Source organism: Flavobacterium sp. (assembly GCF_041911335.1).
Classification (GTDB): domain Bacteria; phylum Bacteroidota; class Bacteroidia; order Flavobacteriales; family Flavobacteriaceae; genus Flavobacterium.
Genome location: NZ_JAYRPD010000005.1, coordinates 1 through 21,768 on the forward strand (window position 1 = coordinate 1; position 21,768 = coordinate 21,768).

Annotated in this window: 13 protein-coding genes and 1 pseudogene; 9 read left to right on the forward strand and 5 right to left on the reverse strand. The window is 31.8% G+C overall.

Annotation, left to right across the window (positions count from 1 at the left end):
* Window positions 1–158 precede the first annotated feature (158 nt).
* The 4 genes from ACE3PD_RS00500 to ACE3PD_RS00515 all read right to left on the reverse strand — a co-directional run bounded on the left by ACE3PD_RS00500 (window position 159) and on the right by ACE3PD_RS00515 (window position 4,667).
* Window positions 159–2,183, reverse strand: coding sequence for a M3 family metallopeptidase (locus tag ACE3PD_RS00500; protein ID WP_374398563.1), 2,025 nt, complete (start codon window positions 2,181–2,183; stop codon window positions 159–161).
* A 159-nt stretch (window positions 2,184–2,342) separates the two neighbouring features.
* A complete protein-coding gene (purE, locus tag ACE3PD_RS00505) occupies window positions 2,343–2,825 on the reverse strand; it encodes a 5-(carboxyamino)imidazole ribonucleotide mutase (RefSeq protein WP_374398565.1) in 483 nt (160 codons plus the stop codon).
* 73 nt (window positions 2,826–2,898) lie between these two features.
* Window positions 2,899–4,059 (reverse strand): 5-(carboxyamino)imidazole ribonucleotide synthase, encoded by a 1,161-nt coding sequence (locus ACE3PD_RS00510; RefSeq protein ID WP_374398567.1) that lies wholly within the window; start codon window positions 4,057–4,059, stop codon window positions 2,899–2,901.
* Between the two features lie 71 nt (window positions 4,060–4,130).
* Window positions 4,131–4,667 carry a hypothetical protein gene (locus ACE3PD_RS00515; RefSeq protein ID WP_374398569.1) on the reverse strand — a complete coding sequence of 179 codons (537 nt, stop codon included), beginning with the start codon at window positions 4,665–4,667 and terminating at the stop codon, window positions 4,131–4,133.
* A gap of 109 nt (window positions 4,668–4,776) precedes the next feature.
* On the opposite strand from ACE3PD_RS00515, the gene hpt reads away from it, so the two are divergent.
* From hpt to ACE3PD_RS00540, 5 genes are all read left to right on the forward strand, one after another.
* Entirely contained in the window at window positions 4,777–5,307 is a 531-nt protein-coding gene (hpt, locus tag ACE3PD_RS00520) for a hypoxanthine phosphoribosyltransferase (protein WP_374398571.1), read from the forward strand.
* A 30-nt stretch (window positions 5,308–5,337) separates the two neighbouring features.
* Window positions 5,338–5,913 (forward strand): adenylate kinase, encoded by a 576-nt coding sequence (locus tag ACE3PD_RS00525; RefSeq protein ID WP_374398572.1) that lies wholly within the window; start codon window positions 5,338–5,340, stop codon window positions 5,911–5,913.
* A 165-nt stretch (window positions 5,914–6,078) separates the two neighbouring features.
* Complete coding sequence (locus ACE3PD_RS00530; protein WP_374398599.1) at window positions 6,079–7,302, forward strand: hemolysin family protein; 1,224 nt, start codon at window positions 6,079–6,081, stop codon at window positions 7,300–7,302.
* Window positions 7,303–7,444: 142 nt separating this feature from the next.
* Entirely contained in the window at window positions 7,445–8,455 is a 1,011-nt protein-coding gene (obgE, locus tag ACE3PD_RS00535) for a GTPase ObgE (RefSeq protein ID WP_291265111.1), read from the forward strand.
* Between the two features lie 184 nt (window positions 8,456–8,639).
* Window positions 8,640–10,787, forward strand: a complete 2,148-nt coding sequence (locus ACE3PD_RS00540; RefSeq protein ID WP_374398573.1) for a S46 family peptidase — start codon at window positions 8,640–8,642, stop codon at window positions 10,785–10,787.
* A 58-nt stretch (window positions 10,788–10,845) separates the two neighbouring features.
* Here ACE3PD_RS00540 and ACE3PD_RS00545 read toward each other — a convergent pair whose 3' ends face one another.
* Entirely contained in the window at window positions 10,846–17,403 is a 6,558-nt protein-coding gene (locus ACE3PD_RS00545) for an MG2 domain-containing protein (protein ID WP_374398574.1), read from the reverse strand.
* A 112-nt stretch (window positions 17,404–17,515) separates the two neighbouring features.
* Between ACE3PD_RS00545 and ACE3PD_RS00550 the strand changes: the two genes are divergently transcribed.
* From ACE3PD_RS00550 to ACE3PD_RS00565, 4 genes and pseudogenes are all read left to right on the forward strand, one after another.
* Complete coding sequence (locus ACE3PD_RS00550; RefSeq protein ID WP_374398575.1) at window positions 17,516–18,202, forward strand: tetratricopeptide repeat protein; 687 nt, start codon at window positions 17,516–17,518, stop codon at window positions 18,200–18,202.
* An 85-nt stretch (window positions 18,203–18,287) separates the two neighbouring features.
* Window positions 18,288–19,643 carry a UDP-N-acetylmuramate--L-alanine ligase gene (gene murC / locus ACE3PD_RS00555; protein WP_374398576.1) on the forward strand — a complete coding sequence of 452 codons (1,356 nt, stop codon included), beginning with the start codon at window positions 18,288–18,290 and terminating at the stop codon, window positions 19,641–19,643.
* Window positions 19,644–19,740: 97 nt separating this feature from the next.
* Window positions 19,741–20,424 carry a DNA repair protein RadC gene (gene radC, locus ACE3PD_RS00560; RefSeq protein ID WP_153207758.1) on the forward strand — a complete coding sequence of 228 codons (684 nt, stop codon included), beginning with the start codon at window positions 19,741–19,743 and terminating at the stop codon, window positions 20,422–20,424.
* 224 nt (window positions 20,425–20,648) lie between these two features.
* Window positions 20,649–21,308, forward strand: a pseudogene (locus tag ACE3PD_RS00565) (superoxide dismutase); the annotation flags it as partial.
* Between the last annotated feature and the right edge of the window lie 460 nt (window positions 21,309–21,768).

Consider the following 21,768-nt stretch of genomic DNA (forward strand, 5'->3'; position numbering starts at 1 on the left):
ATTGTAAAAAAAGCTGAAAAACCACCAGAAAAAAACATTTTTTCAACAGATAATTTTATCAATCAAACAAAATTAAGCATATAAACAAAGGGATACAGAAGTTTTTTTTCTATTTTTGAAAAACTTTCGGATAGTAGTGAAATTGAATATTTAAAATCTTACATCAACCCAGCTCTCTTCAATAAAGCCTCCACTTTCGGTTCCTGACCTCTGAATTTTTTATACAATTCCATTGGTAATTCGGTACCGCCTTTTGAAAGTACGTTGTCTTTGAATTTGGTTGCTACTTCTTTATTGAAAATCCCTTTTTCTTGGAAATACGCAAACGCATCGGCATCTAAAACTTCTGCCCATTTGTAGCTGTAATATCCCGAAGAATAACCGCCTTGGAAAATATGCGAAAATGAAGTACTCATGCAATTTTCTGCTACATCTGGATATAATGATGCAATCTCCATAGCTTGTTTTTCAAAAGCTTTTACATCAGCAATAGTTTGCGATTTGCTATGATAAGCCATGTCTAAAATCCCGAAACTCAATTGACGTAATGTCGCCATTCCTTCTAAGAAACTCGCACTTTCTTTGATTTTTTCTACATAGTCTTGCGGAATAATTTCACCCGTTTCGTAATGTTTAGCAAACAAAGCTAATGCTTCGGGTTCGTAACACCAGTTTTCCATCACTTGACTTGGTAATTCCACAAAATCCCAATACACCGAAGTTCCTGATAAACTTGGATAAGTTGTATTAGCTAACATGCCATGTAACGCGTGCCCAAATTCGTGAAATAAGGTCGTTACTTCATTAAAAGTAAGCAAAGAAGGTTTTGTTTCGGTTGGCGGAGTGAAATTACAAACGATAGAAACATGTGGTCTTTCGTTGATTCCGTCCTTTATATATTGTGGTTTGTATGATGTCATCCATGCGCCGTTTCGTTTTCCTTTTCTTGGAAAGAAATCCGAATAGAAAACAGCGACTAATTGTCCTTCGAAATCCAATACTTCAAAAGTTTGAACGTCTTCGTGGTATTTGTCAATATCAAAAACTTCTTTGAAAGTAATTCCGAATAACTTTTCAGCAATCGTGAAAGCACCATTCAATACATTTTCCAATTTGAAATACGGTTTCAACAATTCATCATCCAAACTGAATAATTTTTGTTTCAATTTTTCCGAATAATACGCGCCATCCCATTTTTCTAATTGGTCAATTCCGTCTAATTCTTTTACGAAAGTGGTTAATTCAGCAAATTCTTTTTGAGCCGCTGGTTTTGCTTTTTCCAATAAATCATTCAAAAACGATTGTACCTTTTCTGGATTTTGCGCCATTCGTTCTTCCAAAACAAAATGCGAATGCGATTGATAACCTAATAAATTAGCACGTTTGTGACGTAATTCAACAATACGTTTTACATTTTCTTGATTGTCGAATTCGTTATTCTGAAATGCTTTTTTCCCAGCAGCGATTGCAATTTCTTTTCGTAGTTCACGATTTTCGACATAAGTGACAAAAGGCAAATAACTTGGAAAATCTAAAGTAAAAACCCAACCTTCTAAATTCTTAGATTTTGCCAAACTAGCCGCCATTTCTTTAGCGCCATCAGGTAAACCTTTTAAATAGGATTCATTAGTAATATGCAATTGATAATTATTCGTTTCTGCCAAAACATTTTCTCCGAAAGTCAACTTTAATTTCGCTAATTCGGTATCAATTTCGCGTAGTTTTAATTTATCTTCTTCTGAAAGTAACGCACCATTTCTAGAAAAACCTTTGAATTTTTTGTCTAATAAAGTCGCTTGTTCAGTTGTTAAATTCAAAGTGTCTTTTTGATCATAAACGGCTTTTACTCGTTTGAATAAGTCTTCATTCAAAGCAATATCATTACTAAATGCTGTAAGTAAAGGCGAAACTTCTTGCGCAATTTTTTGCATTTCATCACAAGTTTCTGCTGAATTCAAATTGAAGAAAATATTTGATAAACGATCTAATTGCTCTCCAGAATAATCCAAAGCTTCAATTGTATTCGAAAAAGTAGGTGCTTCTGTATTATTTACGATGCTATCGATTTCAGTACGAGCGAGTTCGATAGTTTTTTCGAAAGCTTCCTTATAGTCTGAAAGATTAATCTTACTAAAAGGTGCCGTATTGTACTTTGTTGTAAATTTTTTTAAAAAAAGTGTCATAAAAATTTGTTTTTATCGATAAAGTGTATAATTTTGTCGATGAAATGATGTAGGAACATCCTTTTTGCCCCAAACAGAGAGAGAGTAGAATTTTTTTATAGTTGTCACTTAATTGTGAGTAGAAATCCCGAATTAGTAATAACTCGGGGTTTTCTGTTTTTATTTCAATCCTTCCGAAGCTTTTAATACCGCTTGTTTCAAACCTTCTTTGTAGGTGATGATTTTATCCAATACACATTTATCAGAACTTCCGATAATTTGTGCGGCTAAGATTCCAGCATTTTTTGCTCCATTTAATGCTACAGTTGCAACAGGAACTCCTCCTGGCATTTGTAAAATTGATAGAACTGAATCCCACCCATCAATAGAATTGCTCGATTTTACAGGAACTCCAATAACAGGAAGTGGCGACATTGAAGCAACCATTCCAGGTAAATGAGCCGCGCCACCAGCACCAGCAATAATTACCGAAATACCTCTTTCGTGTGCATTTTTACTGAAATCAAATAATTTTTCAGGTGTTCTGTGTGCCGAAACAATATCTACTTCAGTTTCGATATCAAAACCTTTTAATACGTCGATGGCTTCTTGCATTACCGGCATGTCCGAAATGCTTCCCATTATTATTGCTACTTTACTCATTTGTTTTAATTGTTTAACACGAATTCCACTAATTTACACCAATTAAATTAGTGATAATTCGTGAAATTGGTGTTTATTTTACTTCGCTAATAACTCTAATGCTATTCTTTACTTCTTCTGCAATTTTTCTCGCTTCCGTCATATCTTCATTTACGATGGTAACGTGTCCCATTTTTCGGAAAGGTCTTGTTTCTCTTTTTCCGTATATATGTGGAGTTACACCAACGATGGCCATGATTTTTTCTATGTTTTCATAAACTACTTGTCCAGAATATCCTTCTTCACCTACCAAATTAACCATAATTCCGGCAACTTTGCTATCGGTGTTCCCTAAAGGTAAGTTTAAAATCGCACGCAAATGGTTTTCGAATTGCGAAGTATAACTCGCTTCAATTGAATAATGTCCAGAATTATGTGGGCGAGGAGCGACTTCGTTTACCAAAATTTCATCATCAGCAGTTTGGAACATTTCCACTGCTAATAATCCAACATGATGGAAAGCTTCTGAAACTTTTAAAGCAACTTCGGTAGCTTTTTGTGCCACTTTTTTATCAATTCTAGCTGGACAAATTACATATTCTACTTGATTCGCTTCAGGATGAAATTCCATTTCTACTACGGGATACGTTTTCACTTCTCCAGAAACAGAACGTGCTACAATTACCGCCAATTCATTCTTAAACGGAACCATTTCTTCTGCAATGCATTCCACATCAGGAAGTTTTACCAAGTCTAATGCAGATCGACAAATTTTAACGCCATTTCCATCGTATCCAAATTGCGCACATTTCCATACAAATGGAAATTCTAATTCGTCTTTTGCTAACGTATTTCTCAAATCGTTCAAATCAACAAATCGTTGGTGAGGCGAAGTAGGAATATCGTTTGAAACGTAATAATCTTTTTGTTTTCCTTTGTTTTGAATCAAACGTAAGGTTTTTGGCGAAGGGTAAATCGGTAATCCTTCTTCTTCCAATTTATCTAAAGCGTCTAGGTTTACATTTTCAATTTCGATGGTTAACAAATCGACCATTTGACCAAATTGGTAAACGGTGTCAAAATCCATTAAACTGCCTTTGTAAAATCCGTTGCAACTGTATCGTGCTGGAGCTTCTTCACTTGGTTCTAAAACTAAAGATTGGATATCGAATTTTCGAGTTTCGGTCAAAAGCATTTTTCCTAATTGACCTCCTCCTAAAATTCCTAATTTAAAATCAGAAGAAAAATAATTCATCGTGTGTTGTTGTTTGTGTCGCAAAGATAAGAGTAAGAATTTAGAATTCAGAATTTAGAATTCAGAAAATACTACTTGTTGAGTTTTTTTAAAAGATTTCGTGTTGCCGCTTGGTAAGCTGCACTGTGATTGGAATAATCTTGTGAAATAATGGTTTTTAATTCCTCGTGAACCCAATCATATTTCTTGCCCAAGACAAAAAGGGCTTTCATAGCATACACTTTTGCTGCTACTTTTTCGTCTTGAATCAATCGGTCAATTAAGGCTTCAATTAAATTGTGTTCTTGCTCTTGTGTAAGAGAAATTCCGTTTTTTCTGTGATTGCTTTTCACTAAAAAGAAAGCAATTTTAGTCGCTGGTCGTAACGCTGAATCGTCTTTTATTTTGGGAAGAATGGTACAGAAATCTTCAATATAAGGAACAAATTGTTTGAGTTTCTTTTCGCAAACCAAATCCAAACTCCAAAAGGCTTTTACATGTAATTCATGATGGATATCAAAAGCTAATTCAATCATTTCGCTAAGATTTTTTTCATCTTTCATGGCAAAATTACTAACCATTTTCCGGCTGGCAACATGGCAAGTGCTTACTTCGATTTTCTGATACATTTGACTTTTCATTCGGTAAATATATCAAATTTGCAAAAAAGTTGAAATACTTTGGAGCTATTCGGTTGACTTTCTTAAATTTGTTGTTTATTTCTAAAACTAACCAAAAATGATACAACTACACGATAAAAAATTTGAAGTTTTTATTTCGGGAGAAGAGATTAACTTTGCAATTGAGAATATGGCGCGCCAAATTGAAGATGATTTTTGCGATGATGTTCCAGTATTTGTAGGTGTTTTAAACGGTTCTTTTATGGTTGTGGCCGATTTGCTTAAAAAATACAGTCATGACTGTGAAGTTTCGTTTGTAAAAATGGCTTCTTATGAAGGAACTCAAACTACAAATGAGGTAAAACAATTGATTGGTTTGAACCAAAATTTAGAAGGTCGTTCAGTTATTATTGTAGAAGATATTGTAGATACCGGAAATACGATTGAGGAATTAAAAGCTATTATGAAACATCACAATGTGAAACATTTCAAAATTGCTACTTTATTCTTAAAACCAGAAGCCTACACAAAAGATATTAAATTAGATTATGTAGGGATTCGAATTCCAAATAAATTTATAGTAGGATATGGTTTAGACTACGATGGTTTAGGAAGAAATTTAAAAGACGTATATCAATTATCAGAATAACTAACTATTACAACTTAACATAACAAAGCAATGATCAATATCGTATTATTTGGTAAACCAGGAGCAGGAAAAGGAACTCAAGCCGATTTTTTAAAGCACAAATACAATTTAGTACATTTATCTACAGGAGATATTTTTAGATTCAACATTAAAAATGACACGGAATTAGGAAGATTAGCTAAAACTTTCATGGATAAAGGTGATTTGGTTCCAGATGAAGTAACCATTAAAATGTTGCAAAGCGAAGTAGATAAAAACCCGCAAGCAGCTGGATTTTTATTTGATGGTTTTCCAAGAACAATTGCACAAGCTGAAGCTTTAGATAAATTTTTAGAAGGTAAAAATCAAGAAATTACTGCAACTGTAGCTTTGGAAGCGAACGATGAAATCTTAGTTCAACGTTTGTTAGAAAGAGGAAAAACTTCAGGAAGACCTGACGATCAAGACGAAGAAAAAATCAGAAATCGTTACCAAGAATACAACGAGAAAACTGCGCCATTAATGGATTATTATAAAGCGCAACACAAATTTTATGCAGTCGACGGTATTGGAACAATTGAAGAAGTTACCGAAAGATTAAGTTTAGTTTTAGATACATTTCAATAAGAAAATAAGGCCCGAGAGATAAATTTCGGGCTTTCATTTTTTTTTTCGATATTTGCAAACGGAAAAGAGCGATTTCTTAAAACGGAATATTGCTCTTTTTTTGTAATTTTAACTATGGAAATTTTAATTATTCTTTTTCTTATTGTCTTGAATGGCGTTTTTTCAATGTCGGAAATCGCATTGATTTCGGCTAGAAAGAATCGACTAGAAACTGCGGCTAAAAAAGGAAATAAAAATGCTAAAGCCGCTTTAGATTTAGCCAATTCACCAAACGAATTTTTGTCAACCGTTCAAATTGGAATTACCTTAATTGGAATTTTAACGGGTATTTATTCAGGAGATAAAATCACGACTGATGTTCAGAATTTTGTTTCAGGGTTTGAAGCATTAAAACCGTATTCGGAATCAATTGCTGTTGGAATTGTAGTTGTAGTGTTAACCTTTTTCTCTCTAGTTTTAGGAGAATTATTACCAAAAAGAATCGGTTTGAATTATCCTGAAGGAATTGCAAAAGCAGTTGCTGTTCCAATGAAATTGGTTTCAACAGTTACGATGCCTTTTATTTGGTTGCTTACTACATCAACAGAGTTTTTATTGAAAATTTTTCAAATAAAACCAACAGCTGATGGAAAAGTTACGGAAGAAGAAATCAAAGCTATTATTAAAGAAGGGACAGAAGTAGGTGAGGTTCAAGAAATTGAACAAGATATAGTAGAGCGAGTTTTCCATATTGGCGATAGAAAAGTAAATTCGTTAATGACGCATCGAAAATCGATTGTTTATTTGTCATACGAAGATACAATTGAAGAAATCAAAGCAAAAGTTTTAGACGAGTTACACTCGGTTTATCCCGTTTGTGAAGATAATTTAGATGATGTAGAAGGAGTGGTTTCTTTAAAAGATTTGTTTGCTAGTTTTGAGCAAGGCAATTTCGATTTAAAGAAAATTACACAAGAACCTGTTTATTTTATTGAACATACTTCGGCTTACAAAGCATTAGAAAATTTCAAAAAAACGAAAGTGCATTACGCATTAGTTACCGATGAGCACGGAGTTTTTCAGGGAATTATCACTTTGAATGATATTTTAGAAGCTTTAGTAGGAGATGCAGCTGATTTCTATGAAGACGAATTTAAAATTGTAGCAAGAGAAGATGGTTCGTGGTTAGTTGACGGACATTATTCGCTTCACGATTTCTTAACTTATTTTGATATGGATGAGTTAATAGGCGATTACGAAGTAACAACAGTAAGTGGATTAATCATAACAGAATTAGGAGTAATCCCAAAACAAGGACAAAAGTTAATTTGGAACAAATTAGAGTTCGAAGTTATCGATATGGACGGTGTTAAAATTGATAAAGTTTTAATCACCAATTTAAAAGAATAATAATTAAGTATTCAGTGTTCAGTATTTAGTAATCAGTTCTAAATAGTGTACATTGAGAATAACAAATTGTTATCAGAAAAGAGGTTTTGTAGGTTGAAAAATCACTGAAAACTCAACACTGATAACTGAATACTATGAAAAGATGACAGAAGGGAATTTTGTAGACTACGTAAAAATATATGTTTCTTCTGGAAAGGGAGGAAAAGGGTCGTCGCATTTACACAGAGAAAAATTTATTGAAAAAGGTGGGCCTGATGGAGGAGATGGTGGTCGCGGTGGGCACGTATATATTAAAGGAAATAAAAATCTTTGGACCTTATTTCATTTGAAATTTCTAAAACACATGCGTGCAGGCCACGGAGGTGATGGAGGGAGTTCAAGAAGTACAGGTCATGATGGAGAAGATAAATACATCGAAGTACCATTAGGAACGGTTGTAAAAGATCAAGAAACAGGAGATGTTTTGTTCGAAATTACAGAACACGATGAAGTTAAAATCTTAGCAGAAGGAGGAAAAGGTGGTTTAGGAAACTGGCATTTTAGAAGTTCAACCAATCAAACGCCTCGTTATGCTCAGCCAGGTATGCCGGTAAAAGAAGTGGATGTTACTTTAGAATTAAAAGTATTAGCAGATGTAGGTTTAGTAGGTTTCCCAAATGCAGGAAAATCAACTTTGTTGTCAGTTTTAACTTCGGCAAAGCCAAAAATTGCCGATTATCCATTTACAACTTTAAAACCTAATTTAGGAATTGTAGCGTACAGAGATTTTCAGTCGTTTGTAATGGCCGATATTCCAGGAATTATTGAAGGTGCTGCAGAAGGAAAAGGATTAGGACATTACTTCTTACGTCATATTGAGCGTAATTCAACTTTGTTGTTTTTAGTTCCTGCTGATGCGGATGATATTAAGAAAGAGTACGAAATTTTGTTAGACGAATTACGTCGTTACAATCCTGAAATGTTAGATAAAGATCGTTTGATTGTGATTTCAAAATGCGATATGTTAGATGATGAATTAAAAGCAGAATTGAAAAAACAATTGGATAAGGAATTTAAAGGAACACCTTATATGTTTATTTCATCTGTTGCACAACAAGGTTTACAAGAGTTGAAAGACAAATTGTGGCAAATGTTGAATGCTGAAGAAAAATAAAAAAAGTTAAAATAAACGTAAGAAAAAGCATCTTTTATTTGAAGGTGCTTTTTTGTTTTTAATGCAGTTATTATAATAAAAAGTTAAAATTGCTTCAATCTAACTTGATTTTGAAATGATAATTTTATCGAAATCGTATTTTTAAGTATATTCGCCACACAAATCAAAAGAACACAGATTTATTATGAAAAAATTAGTATTATTTGTCGTTTCTGCTATTATGCTTGTGCCAGCTTCGGTAAAAGCAGATGAAGGAATGTGGTTTTTAATGTTCATTGAGCGTTTAAATCACCGCGACATGCAAAAAATGGGCTTACAATTAACAGCCGAAGAAATCTACAGTATCAACAATCACAGTTTAAAAGATGCTATCGTTCAATTTAACGGTGGATGTACTGCTGAATTAATTTCAAAAGACGGATTAGTTTTAACTAATCACCACTGTGGATATGATGCAATTGCAGAATTATCTTCAGCAGAAAAAAACTATTTAAAAAATGGGTATTGGGCAAAAAACAGAGCAGAAGAATTAAAACCATCTAGTTTATATGTACGTTTCTTTGTTCGTATGGACGATTGTACAAAAAGAATCTTATCTGTTGTAAATCCTTCAATGAGCGAAGCTGATAGAGAAAAAGCTATCAATGCGGAAATCGCTAAAATTGAGAAAGAAAACAACGAAGGAGGAAAATTTACTGTTTCTGTTCGTCCGTTTTTTCAAGGAAATGAATATTACTATTTCGTTTACCAAGATTATAAAGACGTTCGTTTAGTAGGGACTCCACCAGAAAGTTTAGGAAAATTTGGTGGAGATACTGACAACTGGGAATGGCCTCGTCATACGGCAGATTTCTCTATGTTTAGAGTGTATGCTGATGCAAACGGAAATCCAGCTGAATATTCTACAAACAATGTTCCTTTAAAACCAAAACATTATTTACCAGTAAATATTGGTGGTGTTAAAGAAAATGACTTCGCTATGATTTTAGGTTATCCAGGTAGAACTAACCGTTGGATGCCAGCAGGTGGAATTGAGCAAAACGTAAAATTTGCTTATCCAGCATGGGTTGAAGGTTCAAAAGTAGGTATGGACAACATGAAAAAATACATGGTTCAGTCGGATGCTTTAAACCTTATCTATGCTTCTAAATTTGCAGGAATAGCCAACTACTGGAAAAACCGTCAAGGAATGATTGATGCATTATCAAAATTTGGTACAGCTAAAACAAAAGCAGCTCAAGAAGCTAAATTCCATAAATGGGCAAATAAACCAGAGAATAAAGCTAAATATGGTAATGTAGTTCCTACAATCAATAAATATTATGCAATGACGAATGAGAAATCGCGTCATGATAATTATATGATGCAATTGTTTAGAACTTCTGCATTCGGTACAGTAAGTAGAGGTTTAGGAAAACAGTTAGAAAACTATGCTAAAGCAGATGCTACAAAAAGAGCGCAAATGGCTCCAGCAATTATAGAAATGGCTGAAGGAATGCATAGTGAATTACATATTCCAGCTGAAAAAGATATTTTAGCAGCTCAATTAAATTTATATGCTAAAAAAGCGGGTTATACTTTAGCTCCAATGGTTGAAAAACTGGCTAAAGAAAACAATGGCGATTTTACTAAATATGTAAACGCAGCATTCGATTTAAGTATTTTTACTTCTGTTGATAGAGTAAAAGCTTTCTTAGATTTACCATCTGAAGAATTACTTAAAAACGATCCGCTTTATGTGTTAACAAATGACTTATTGACTCATTACAGCTTTAGAAGTGAAGAATTAATCAAATCTCAAAATGATTTTGGTGCTTCTTTCCGTTTATTAGTGGAAGGTTTAAGAGAATCTAAAATTGGAGAAATTAAATATCCAGATGCCAATTCAACTTTACGTTTAACTTATGGTAAAGTACGTTCTTTACCAGCAGACAAACGTAATGATGCTAAAATTAATAACTACACTACATTAGCTGGTCAAGTTAAAAAATACAAAAAAGGTGATTTAGAATTTGATTTGCCAGAAAGAGTATTACAAATGAACGCAGCTAAAGATTTCGGTCGTTACGCAGATAAAGATGGTTCATTACATGTAAATTTCTTAACTGATAATGATATTACAGGAGGAAATTCAGGTTCGCCAGTATTAAATGGAAAAGGTGAATTAATCGGTTTAGCATTCGACGGGAACATCGAAGCTATGGCAGGTGACGTAATCTTTGACAAAAAATTACAAAGAACAATCAACGTAGATATTCGTTATGTATTGTGGGTAATTGAGAATTTCTCAGGTGCTAAACACATTGTAGACGAAATGACTATTGTGAAGTAATTTTTAATTACAATATAAATAGAAACGTCCCGATTATTCGGGACGTTTTTTTTATGGTTTACTTTTGAATTTTTAATTTGGTATTGGTTGAGTGACTCGAGAATTCTGGAGCATACATGCTTTGAAAAGTTGCAATACCATCATTAAAAGAACCTGAATTGTTTACACGAACTTCATATTCTAAAACATAGGTTCCGGTTTTAATCTTGTCAAAAAAGAAATGAGTGGCCACATCTTTCGTACTTCTGTAAAAACTGATGCCGTCTTTCCAATCGTACTTAGAAATTACATCTACAGGCTCAAAACAAGATGCTCTTAAGTCTTTTAAATGAACAAACTCTAAATCATTATCCGTTTTAATGATTAGTCGAATGGTAATTAAATCACCAACTTTTACATTTTCATAATTTATATCGATAAGTTTATCTCCTTCTGAAGTTTTTACTTTTTTATAAAGGTTTTTTGTAATTGAAAGTGCTGAGGTGCTATCTGATTTTACAGCATTTAAATCTTCAAAATATTGCCAATATAAACCACCAAATCCAGCTACATCTGATTTGTTTTCAACTGAAATTTGTCCCAATTCTTTTGAAATTTCATCAGAATTCCAATTCATTTTTATATATCCAGTACTTGCATCTTTATTTTTTTCTGATATTTTTTTAGACAATACTTTTTCGTTTCCGATTTTAAATTTGGTATTATCTTTTATACTTGTCCAGTCGGTTCCTTGTAATAAAAGCGCATAAATGGCTTCTGTTGTGGCTTTTGTTGTAGGCCAATGTTTTAATTGTTTTTGTTTTAACAGCCAAACCTTCATTTCATCTACAAACTTTTTGTCTTTTTCAATTTCGGAAAAGGCTTCAATTAATAATGCTTGTGTTTCTATAGCCGATTGGTACCAATAATATCCATTTTTATTTTCAATCCAATACATACCAAAATCATCATCTCGAGCTACTGTTTCTTTTAAATTTGTGATGATTTTCTCTGCGAATTTTTTATCACCAAATCGATTCATCGTTAAAGCTAATAATCCTTTTTGGTATAAAGAATAATTTAACCAATTAGCTTTAAACTCCACTTTTTGAATGTTTACAATGGAATCTATTTTTTTTGAAATAGGATATTCTTCTAAATAAAAACTTCGGGCATATAAATAATGTAAGTTGGAATAAGCGTAATAATTTATTCGGTCATTTTTAAGCGTACTTTGAGTAATATATTTACTATCCAAATAAGGTATTGCTTTTGAAGTTATATTTTTAAATTCCGATTTTTTTTCTGGGAATAATTTGCTTAAATGCCCAAAGCCTGAAAAAATATGTTGGGTAATAAAAATATTTTCTTCTCCACCATCAAACCATGCAAACCCACCAGAGGCTAATTGTTTTTCTTCTATTTTTTTGATGGTAGATTTTTGAGATTCTTTCATGGTATTTAAATCCATTAACAGCGCCAAACGTTTGTTTTTTAGTTCTTCATTTTCGGCATCTAATAACCATGGTGTTTCATTTAAAACAATAGACTTTAATTCTTCGTTTTGTGTAAATTTTGAAACTGCTTTTGGGTTATTTTTCCAAGATTCAAACAAAGAAGCAATTTTTGGATTACTTGAAATAATTTCGGTAGCGATAAAGTTTCCATAATACCTTGAAAAAGTTTGCTCTGCACATTCGTGTTGATATTCCATCAAATAAGGTAATGATTGAAGAGCAAGCCATGTTGGGTTTGAAGTATATTCTAATGTAAATAAATGGTTTTTTAAAGTTTTAGATTCATTGTTAGTAAGGTTATCAAATACATATTCTTTTTTAGAATTTCCTTTTACCCAAATCGGAATGCTTTCGGTTAGTAAGACTTTATTACTCATAACGGGTAAAATATTTTCTTCACCATCAGAAAAATTTCCTGATTTGGCTACAATTTTATATTGTAATCCTTGAACTCCTTCAGGGATTGAAATTGTCCAACTTACAGGAACACTTTCTTTTGATTTGCAATTAAATGCTTTTAAATTAGAATTATTTTTTGCAATTGCATCAATCGGTTGCATAGTGGTTGCATCAAAAAGCAATAACATAGCATTTCCTGATTTGATTTCATTAGTTAGATTTACCACTTTTGCTGTTAAGGTAATTTCGTCTTTTTCACGAACAAAACGAGGCATATTCGTTTGAATCATAACATCTTTTTGTGAAATAATACTCGATTCAAAATAACCCGATTCTAAATTTTTATTGTGACCAAATAGACGTAATTTCCATTTAGTTAAGGATTCGGGTGTAGTAAATAGGAAAGAAAATTTACCATTATTATCCGTTTTAATATGAGGATAAAAGAAAGCCGTTTCATTAAAATTACTTCTTGTTTTAGCTTGAGTTAATTCCTTTAAAGCATTTTTAGTGGTAATTATGATTACTCCGTTTTTGCCTCTAATTCCGTACAAAGCAGATGCTATAGAATCTTTTAAAACCGAAATAGACTCAATATTATCTGGATTAAAAGAAATTGCATTAGAATTTGTGTTGTCATAGTTTGAACTATCATAAACAATTCCATCTATTACATATAAAGTTTGATTTTCTTCTGTGATTGTCGAAGTTCCTCTTAATACAATTCGAGTACTTGATCCAACGCCTCCAGAAGAATTAGTAACTTGAACACCAGTTATTTTACCTGAAAGAGCATTAACTAAGTCAGATTCTTCATGCTCTAAAAATATGTTTGAATTTGTACTTTGAGCTGCATATGTTACAACTTTTTCTTGCTTTTTGATGCCTAAAGCTGTAACAACAACTTCTTTACCATTAATCAAATCATCTGGTAAATTTATTTCCATTTCTAGGTTTTTGTTTTGGTCTACAGATATTGTTATTGTTTTTTTACCTGTATAAGAGATAACTAACACCTCTCCTTTAGCAGCTTCAATAGAAAATTCGCCATCAAAATCGGTTGTAGTACCCCTGTTGGTTCCTTTGATGTATACATTTGCTCCTGCAATTGGTCCCAATTCATCATGTACAACTCCAAAAATTAATTTAGAATTTTTAGGAATTTCAATAGTTTTGTTAATTCTTCTCTGATACTTTTTATAAGTATAGTTGTTTTTTGGGTCATTAAAATCAAAACCAAACCAATATAGTTCAGGTTCTCTTTTAAAAGAAGCAAAATAATTTCTTGGAGTTCTAAAATTGTTTACATAAAGATTAATGGTAGTATCATAATTTATAATATAAGGTATTCTTGGGTAGGAATAATTTTCTTGGAAATGAAAGCTGTTCCAACGATCTTTTGCAAATTGGTCTAAAGAACTATCATACATACTGGCTAAAATTTCGGCTTGTTGTTTTGGATCTGTAATTTTAAAGGACCAATTTTCTGTACTTCCAGGTTCAATTTTATTGCGTAAACTTTCAATTTCAATTAAGAACTTTTCATCTGATTCTTCTCTTTTTATTTGGTGTGTTTTTGTATAACCTTCATTTTCCCATATGGTTGAGAAATGAAATGTTAAATGGTTCAAATATTTTACTTCCTTGTTAAAATTAAATACAGCTTTTCCATTTTTTAATTGAATTGTCTTCACTTCCTGTATTAGATCTTCGTTTGCATAAAAACGAGAAGTTATATATAAATCAGGAATAATCGATTGAATTTCAATAGTATAAAACTTAGTGTTAGGTGTTGTTATGTCTTTGAATGTAAAAAGTTCATCTTCAGAATAAGGATATTCTTTAGATTTTACATTAATTTCTCTTTGTCTTGTTATTAGATTGTTTTTCAAATCATAAGCTTCTGCAACTATTTTGAATTTAGAATTTCTGTAATTTTTTAAAAATTCTAAAGCAATTTCTTTGCTAGTTTTTGTGTCAAAAGGAATAGTTTTTATGAGAATTTCTTCTGTTTTTTCATCGGTGTTATCGTAAGGCTCATGAGGAAATAATTTTTTAAATTCTTCTCGTTTAATTGTTTGTATTTCAGGAATTGAGAAAAGCCTTCTTTTTAAAAATGCGTTACTTTTTATTTCATAAATTTTTACAACACCCTTTGCTTCAATGGGATAATTGTTTAGCGTTTTTGTGGAAATATACAAGATGTTATTTTCTTCAGAAATTAATTCAGGTTTGATGCTTAAATTAATATTTAACATTTCTCTTCCTACTGAAATAGTTTGTGAGGCAGTTCTTGTTTCTCCTTGAATATCAGTAACTTTAAAATCAATTGTAAAATTTATTGTTTCAATTTCATTGTTTGGAACAGTAGGTTCATTAGCCATGAATTGTATTGAAAAATTTCCATTTTCATCAGTTGTAGTTTCTGAAATAATATAATCTTCATCAAACGGAATACTATTAGTTTTACTATGGACACTTTTTGAAATGGAATATTCAATTTTGGCATTGGTAAGATTATTTCCAGCTAATGCTTTTGCATTTCCTTTAATATTTATAGAATCGCCAATAGTGTAATTTTCTGTAATTTCATCAAAAACTATCTCAAATGTTGGGCGCTTGTATTCCTCAACTTTAAAATTAAATTCGGTGTGACTTTCAAAATCAACATTGTCCCAAAATTGATGTTCATCATCTTTTTTGTTATAGTATTTTGAATCTTGTTCGTAGTTGTTTGGTTCATCAATTTCTATAGTAAATTCGCCTGTTAGAACATTTTTAGGAATTTCAAATTCACCCGAAAAACTTCCAAATTCATTAGTTTGAACGTCAAATTCTTTCAAGGTTGTCTGATTAACATCGTAAATACTTACATGTGCAGTTAAAAATGGAACAACACTTTTGTTGTTGTCTTTCTTTTGAATAATCACGCCTTTGTAATATAACTTTTGCCCAGGTCTGTAAATTGCACGATCAAAAAATACTAAAGCTTTAGCTTCCCAGTTGATAAAATCGTCTTCATATTGATTATTCTGTTCGTTTTTATATGAAAAGCCACGATTGTATTTTGTTGTAAGCGAATCATCTTTAAAGGTTACTAAAATTTCATTTTTGTATGTTTTTTCTTTAATTCTATCTCTGTGTTTAAAATATGCATTCCCGTTTTTATTTGTTTTTATTGCTTCATCTTCATTTCTAATAATTACATTTTCTAAAGGTCTTCCAGTTTTTCTATCATACAAATAAAATACATCTTCCTTATCTTCTATTAAATAAAGGTTAGTAACTGAAATTTTATTGTAAGCGAAAGCTTTTGTATTCAGATTGTTATTGGTTTCTACATAAATTAAATACTTTCCAGTATCTAATTTTTCTAGTAAAACTTCTGTATTATACTCAAAATAATCTTTTTTGTTAGGTAAAACAATTGTTTGCTCTTTTAATGGCGTGTTTTTAGCTATTATTAATTTAACAATAGAGTCTGTGTTGATGTTTTTATTTCGGGTATAATCATAGTTATTATCTAAAAGAGCACTAATTTTTTCATTTAGCCTAAAGTAAGAAATGGAAATTGTGTCTACATTTTTGAAGTTTACAAAGGCTCTATTGTTTTGTAATGGGTAAATTATTTTTGGTAATTTAATGTTCAAACTTTTATTCGTAATTTCTATTTTTATTTTTTCAGCTTCAGCTAGTGCATTAACGTTGATTTTTGCATTCAGTATTGTGTCAATTAAAGATAAAGTATTTTTGTAGGAATTGATTTTTCCGTTTTTGTATGTTTTAGATTGATAATATTGAGCTCTGTCAACTCTTAAAAATTGTTTTAAAAATAAACCTTGAGTCGTTTTCTCTAATGAAGAAATTTTTTCCAAATATATTTCCTCATTCCAAAACGTTTCCTTGATGAATTTTAACCTTTCATAATAAGCAAAATCAACTTTGTCGAAATTTTTCTTATCTAAATAATATTTTTCATTTTTCTGAAAAATCGAAATTAACTTTCTTAGATTTTCATCTTCTAGTTTTTTAGAATCAAAATTTACAAAGGAATTAGGATTAGTATAAAATATTTTGATATCATTTTCAAAATCAGTTGATTTTTTTAGTCTCCATGAAACAATTCTTGATTTGTAATAGTTACAACTTTTCTGAGAAAGGAATTCATAGATTGAATAATTTTTATCGTCTACACTTGGTGAAATATCAAAAATATCTTTGAATTTATCAAGATTTACTGATCTTAAATCATTTTCGTTAAGTAACAGTTGGTTGTAATTTTTCTCTATTTGAGCTTTAAAATCATCTTCTGTCCAAGTTAAAAAATCAGTGTTTTTTTGATTTTCTAAGTTAGTTCTTTTTTTTATTGTATAACGATTTCTATTATAATATTCTTCTATAATATTAATGTATATGTAGTGCAGAAGTGCTTTTGAAACAGGGTTTGCTTCATTGATTTCTTTTTGAATATTATGAATAATCGTAGTTTGAGCTTTTTCATCAAAAACTTGTTCAAATTTTGATAAATAGAAAAAACATTTTATAATTTGAACCTCCTCTTTTTTACGTTTTGCTTTTTTGTAAATTTCTTCTACTTCTTCTTGTGCGGATTTGATTTTTCCGTCCAATTCATATTTGTAAACTTCTTTCCATTTGTCATCATATTGTGCAAATGAATTAAGAGTGCTAACGAATAGCAATAAGAATAAAATTTTTTGCATGATTGTCTGTTTCTTATTAATGAGTGGTAAAAGTTTAAAAAGGTTGGGACGAATTAAAAATTAAATTATTTGTAAGTAAAATTAACTAAAATCATTTCACTATTTTTGAAAAATGAAAATTATCCAAATCTTTTTTTTATTGCTTTCGTTTTCTGCCTTTTCACAATCAACGTTTGAAAAGGCCGAGAAATTGTATGCAAAAAAAAAATATAACGAAGCTGAAAAACTATTTTCCGAATATTTGAAATCGCAACCCTATCACGTCAAAACCATTGAATATCTTGGCGATATTGCTGGACATCAAAAAGATTGGGATGCGGCGATTACCAACTATAAGAAACTAAAAAATAGTTATCCTAAAAACGCTAATTATTGGTACAAATATGGTGGCGCATTGGGAATGAAAGCTAAAAATTCTAATAAATTCAAAGCTTTAGGAATGATTGATGAAGTAGAAGAATCATTTTTAACCGCTGCGAAATTAGACTCTAAACATATCGAAACGCGTTGGGCATTGGTAATGTTATACATCGAATTACCAGGAATTATTGGTGGAAGCGAAAAAAAAGCTCAAAAATATGCTGATGAATTAATGGCACTTTCAAAAGTCGATGGTTATTTGGCAAAAGGTTACATCGATGTGTATTTTAGTCGTTATTCAAAAGCAGAAATAAATTATAAAAAAGCACACGAAATTGGCAATTCAAAAACCACTTTCGAAAAATTATATGACTTATATTTGAATAAGCTAAAAGATAAAGCGAAAGCAAATAAGTTAAAAGAACAATTTGAAAAATAGGTTAAAAGGTTTGGGTTTAATAGTTTAAAAGACAATGTGTCCAAACTCATAAACTCATAAACTTTTCAACTCATAAACTATAAAAATGAGAACACATTTCATAGCCATCGGAGGAGCAGCGATGCACAATTTAGCATTAGCCTTACACAACAAAGGATATCATGTATCGGGTAGCGATGACGCTATTTTCGAACCTTCAAAATCTCGTTTGGAGAAAAAAGGATTATTGCCAGCAGAAGAAGGTTGGTTTCCTGATAAAATTACATCAGATATCGAAGCAATTATTTTAGGAATGCACGCTAAAGCCGATAATCCTGAATTATTGAAAGCACAAGAATTAGGGTTGAAAATATATTCGTATCCTGAATTTTTATACGAGCAATCGAAAAACAAAACCCGAGTAGTTATTGGTGGTTCGCACGGAAAAACGACGATTACTTCGATGATTTTACACGTGATGCATTATCACAATATTGAGGTGGATTATATGGTGGGAGCCCAGTTGGAAGGTTTCGATACGATGGTGCATTTAACCGAAGATAACGATTTTATAGTTTTAGAAGGTGATGAATATTTGACTTCTCCAATCGATTTACGACCAAAATTCCATTTGTACCAACCGAATATTGCGTTGTTATCTGGAATTGCTTGGGATCATATCAATGTGTTTCCAACGTTTGATAATTATGTAGAACAATTCAGAATTTTCGTGAACCAAATCACGCGTGGCGGAATTTTAGTCTATAACGAAGAAGACGAAGCAGTAAAAGAAGTAGCTGAAGGAACCGAAAATCCAATCCGAAAAATTGCCTACCAAACACCAAGTTACACAGTAGAAAACGGTACCACTTTATTAGATACACCAGAAGGTCCAATGCCAATTGAAGTTTTCGGTGCCCACAATTTAAGTAATTTAGCTGGAGCGAAATGGATTTGTCAATGCATGGGTGTAGACGAAGCCGAATTTTACGAAGCCATCGCTAGTTTTAAAGGCGCATCCAAACGATTAGAAAAAATTGCTGAAAGTTCGAATAAAGTCGCGTATAAAGATTTTGCGCATTCGCCAAGTAAAGTTTCAGCTACCACAAAAGCAGTAAAAGCTCAATATCCAGATAGAAAAGTAGTCGCTTGTTTAGAATTGCACACCTACAGTAGTTTAAATGCCGAGTTCTTAAAAGAATACCAAGGTGCTTTAGACGCTGCAGATGTTGCAGTAGTTTTCTACTCACCCGATGCAGTAAAAATCAAACGTTTGGAGGAAGTTACTTATGACCAAATTGCACAATCGTTCCAAAGAAAAGATTTAATTATTTACACCAATCCAACTGAGTTCAAAGACTTTTTATTCAGTCAAAATTTAGAAAATTCTGCTTTACTATTAATGAGCTCAGGAAATTACGGCGGATTGAATTTTGATGAGGTGAAAGGGTTGATAAATTAATTTGAGAATTTGAAGATTTGAAAATTTATTTATTTTTCAAATCTTCAAATGAAATATTTTTTTACCTTTAACTTTTTAAACGCCAAAATAAATTCTTATGTACACGCCAATCAATCAATGGGCCGAAGACGATCGCCCACGTGAAAAATTTCTTCTAAAAGGTAAATCCACCTTATCTGACTCCGAATTACTTGCTATTTTAATTGGTTCCGGTTCTCGAAATGAGAGCGCGGTGCAGTTGTGCCAACGCATTTTAGCTTCCTCAGAAAACAATTTGAATACGTTAGGAAAAATGTCGGTTTCCCAACTTATGCAATTTAAAGGAATTGGTGAAGCCAAAGCCATCTCCATAGCCGCTGCATTAGAATTAGGAAGAAGACGCAGAGCAGAAGATGCCATCGAACTCAAAAAAATCACTTCTAGTAAAGCAGTTTTCGATATCATGCAACCCATTATTGGCGAATTGCCTCACGAAGAATTTTGGGTTCTATATCTTAATAATTCCAATAAAGTCATTTACAAAGCTCAGCTTTCAAAAGGAGGAATCACTGGAACTGTTGTAGATATTCGAATAATCTTCAAAATGGCATTTGAACAAAATGCAACGGGATTAATTCTTTCTCATAATCATCCCTCAGGAAAATTAATCGCCAGTGAAGCCGATTTAAAAATCACAAAACGAATCAAAGAAGCTGGTCAAACCTTAGAAATTCAGGTTTTAGATCATCTCATTATCACCGAAAATGGTTATTTGAGTTTTCAGGATGAAGGAATTTTTTGATTTTTTTTAAACACATAGATTTTTGTTGTAAATCAACACAGAATCTATGTGTTTCAAAAATAAACTAAACATATATTCGCATAGTTTTTATTGATTTTTCCATTGCGAACTTTGCGAAAAACTTTTGCGTTCTTTGCGTATAAACCAAGAATTATAGAAATTTTAAGAATTCTTAATTTTTTATCTAATCAATAAGCCGTATTTTTATCAAAAAATAAAATATCATGAAGAACATAAAACTTTTAGTTGCAACACTTTTAGTAACTCTTACTGCTTCGGCGCAGTTTACACAAAAAGCATTACCTTACGCTTATAATGCTTTGGAGCCTTTTGTAGACGCACAAACTATGGAAATTCATTACAGCAAACATCACGCAGCTTATGTTAAAAATCTAAATACTGCTTTAGCTGGAACTGCAGATGAAAAATTAAGCTTAAATGAAATTTTTGCAAAGATTTCTACTATGCCAGCAGCAGTTCGTAATAATGGTGGCGGACATTACAATCACGAGTTGTTTTGGTCGGTTTTAACACCTGAGAAAAACACTAAAATGTCTGCTGAATTAGAAAAAGCAGTAATAGAAACTTTCGGGAGTTTAGACGGATTGAAAGAAAAATTAAATGCTGCTGGAGCAAGTCGTTTTGGTTCAGGTTGGGCTTGGTTAGTTGTGACGAAAGAAGGAAAATTAGTAGTAACTTCAACTTCAAATCAAGACAATCCATTAATGGATATTGCTGAAGTAATAGGAACACCAATCTTTGGAATCGACGTTTGGGAACATGCGTATTACTTAAAATATCAAAACAAAAGAGGCGATTATTTATCTGCTTTATGGAATGTAGTTAACTGGACAGAAGTAAGCAAAAGATACAAAGCAGTGATGCCAAAACCAGATACATTTGCTTCTTGGCCAGAAATCAAAACCTTTCACAAAGTAATGTCGCAAACTTTCCATCCAAGTGAGGAAGGAAATTTACAACCTATCAAAGAAAGAAGTGCTGAAATGGCTGAAAAAGCAAATGCTTTAAAAATGGCAAAAATTCCAGCTCAATTCAATAAGAAAGAAATTGTGGCTGCCGTTAATAAATTAGCTAAAGACAGTAAAGCATTAGATAAATTAGTAAAATCAAAAGCTTCTGACGAGAAAATCACTAAAGCATTAAATGGTTTACACGACACTTTTCATACGATTGTAGGATTGTGTACGCATGATGAAGAATAATATTTAAGATTAAAATATAAATGCCTTGTGATGAAAGTAAATCACAAGGTTTTTTATTAGAAATTATTTAAGAAATTTTTCTATCCAATTTCTTATCTTGCAACACTAAAATTAATGTTCG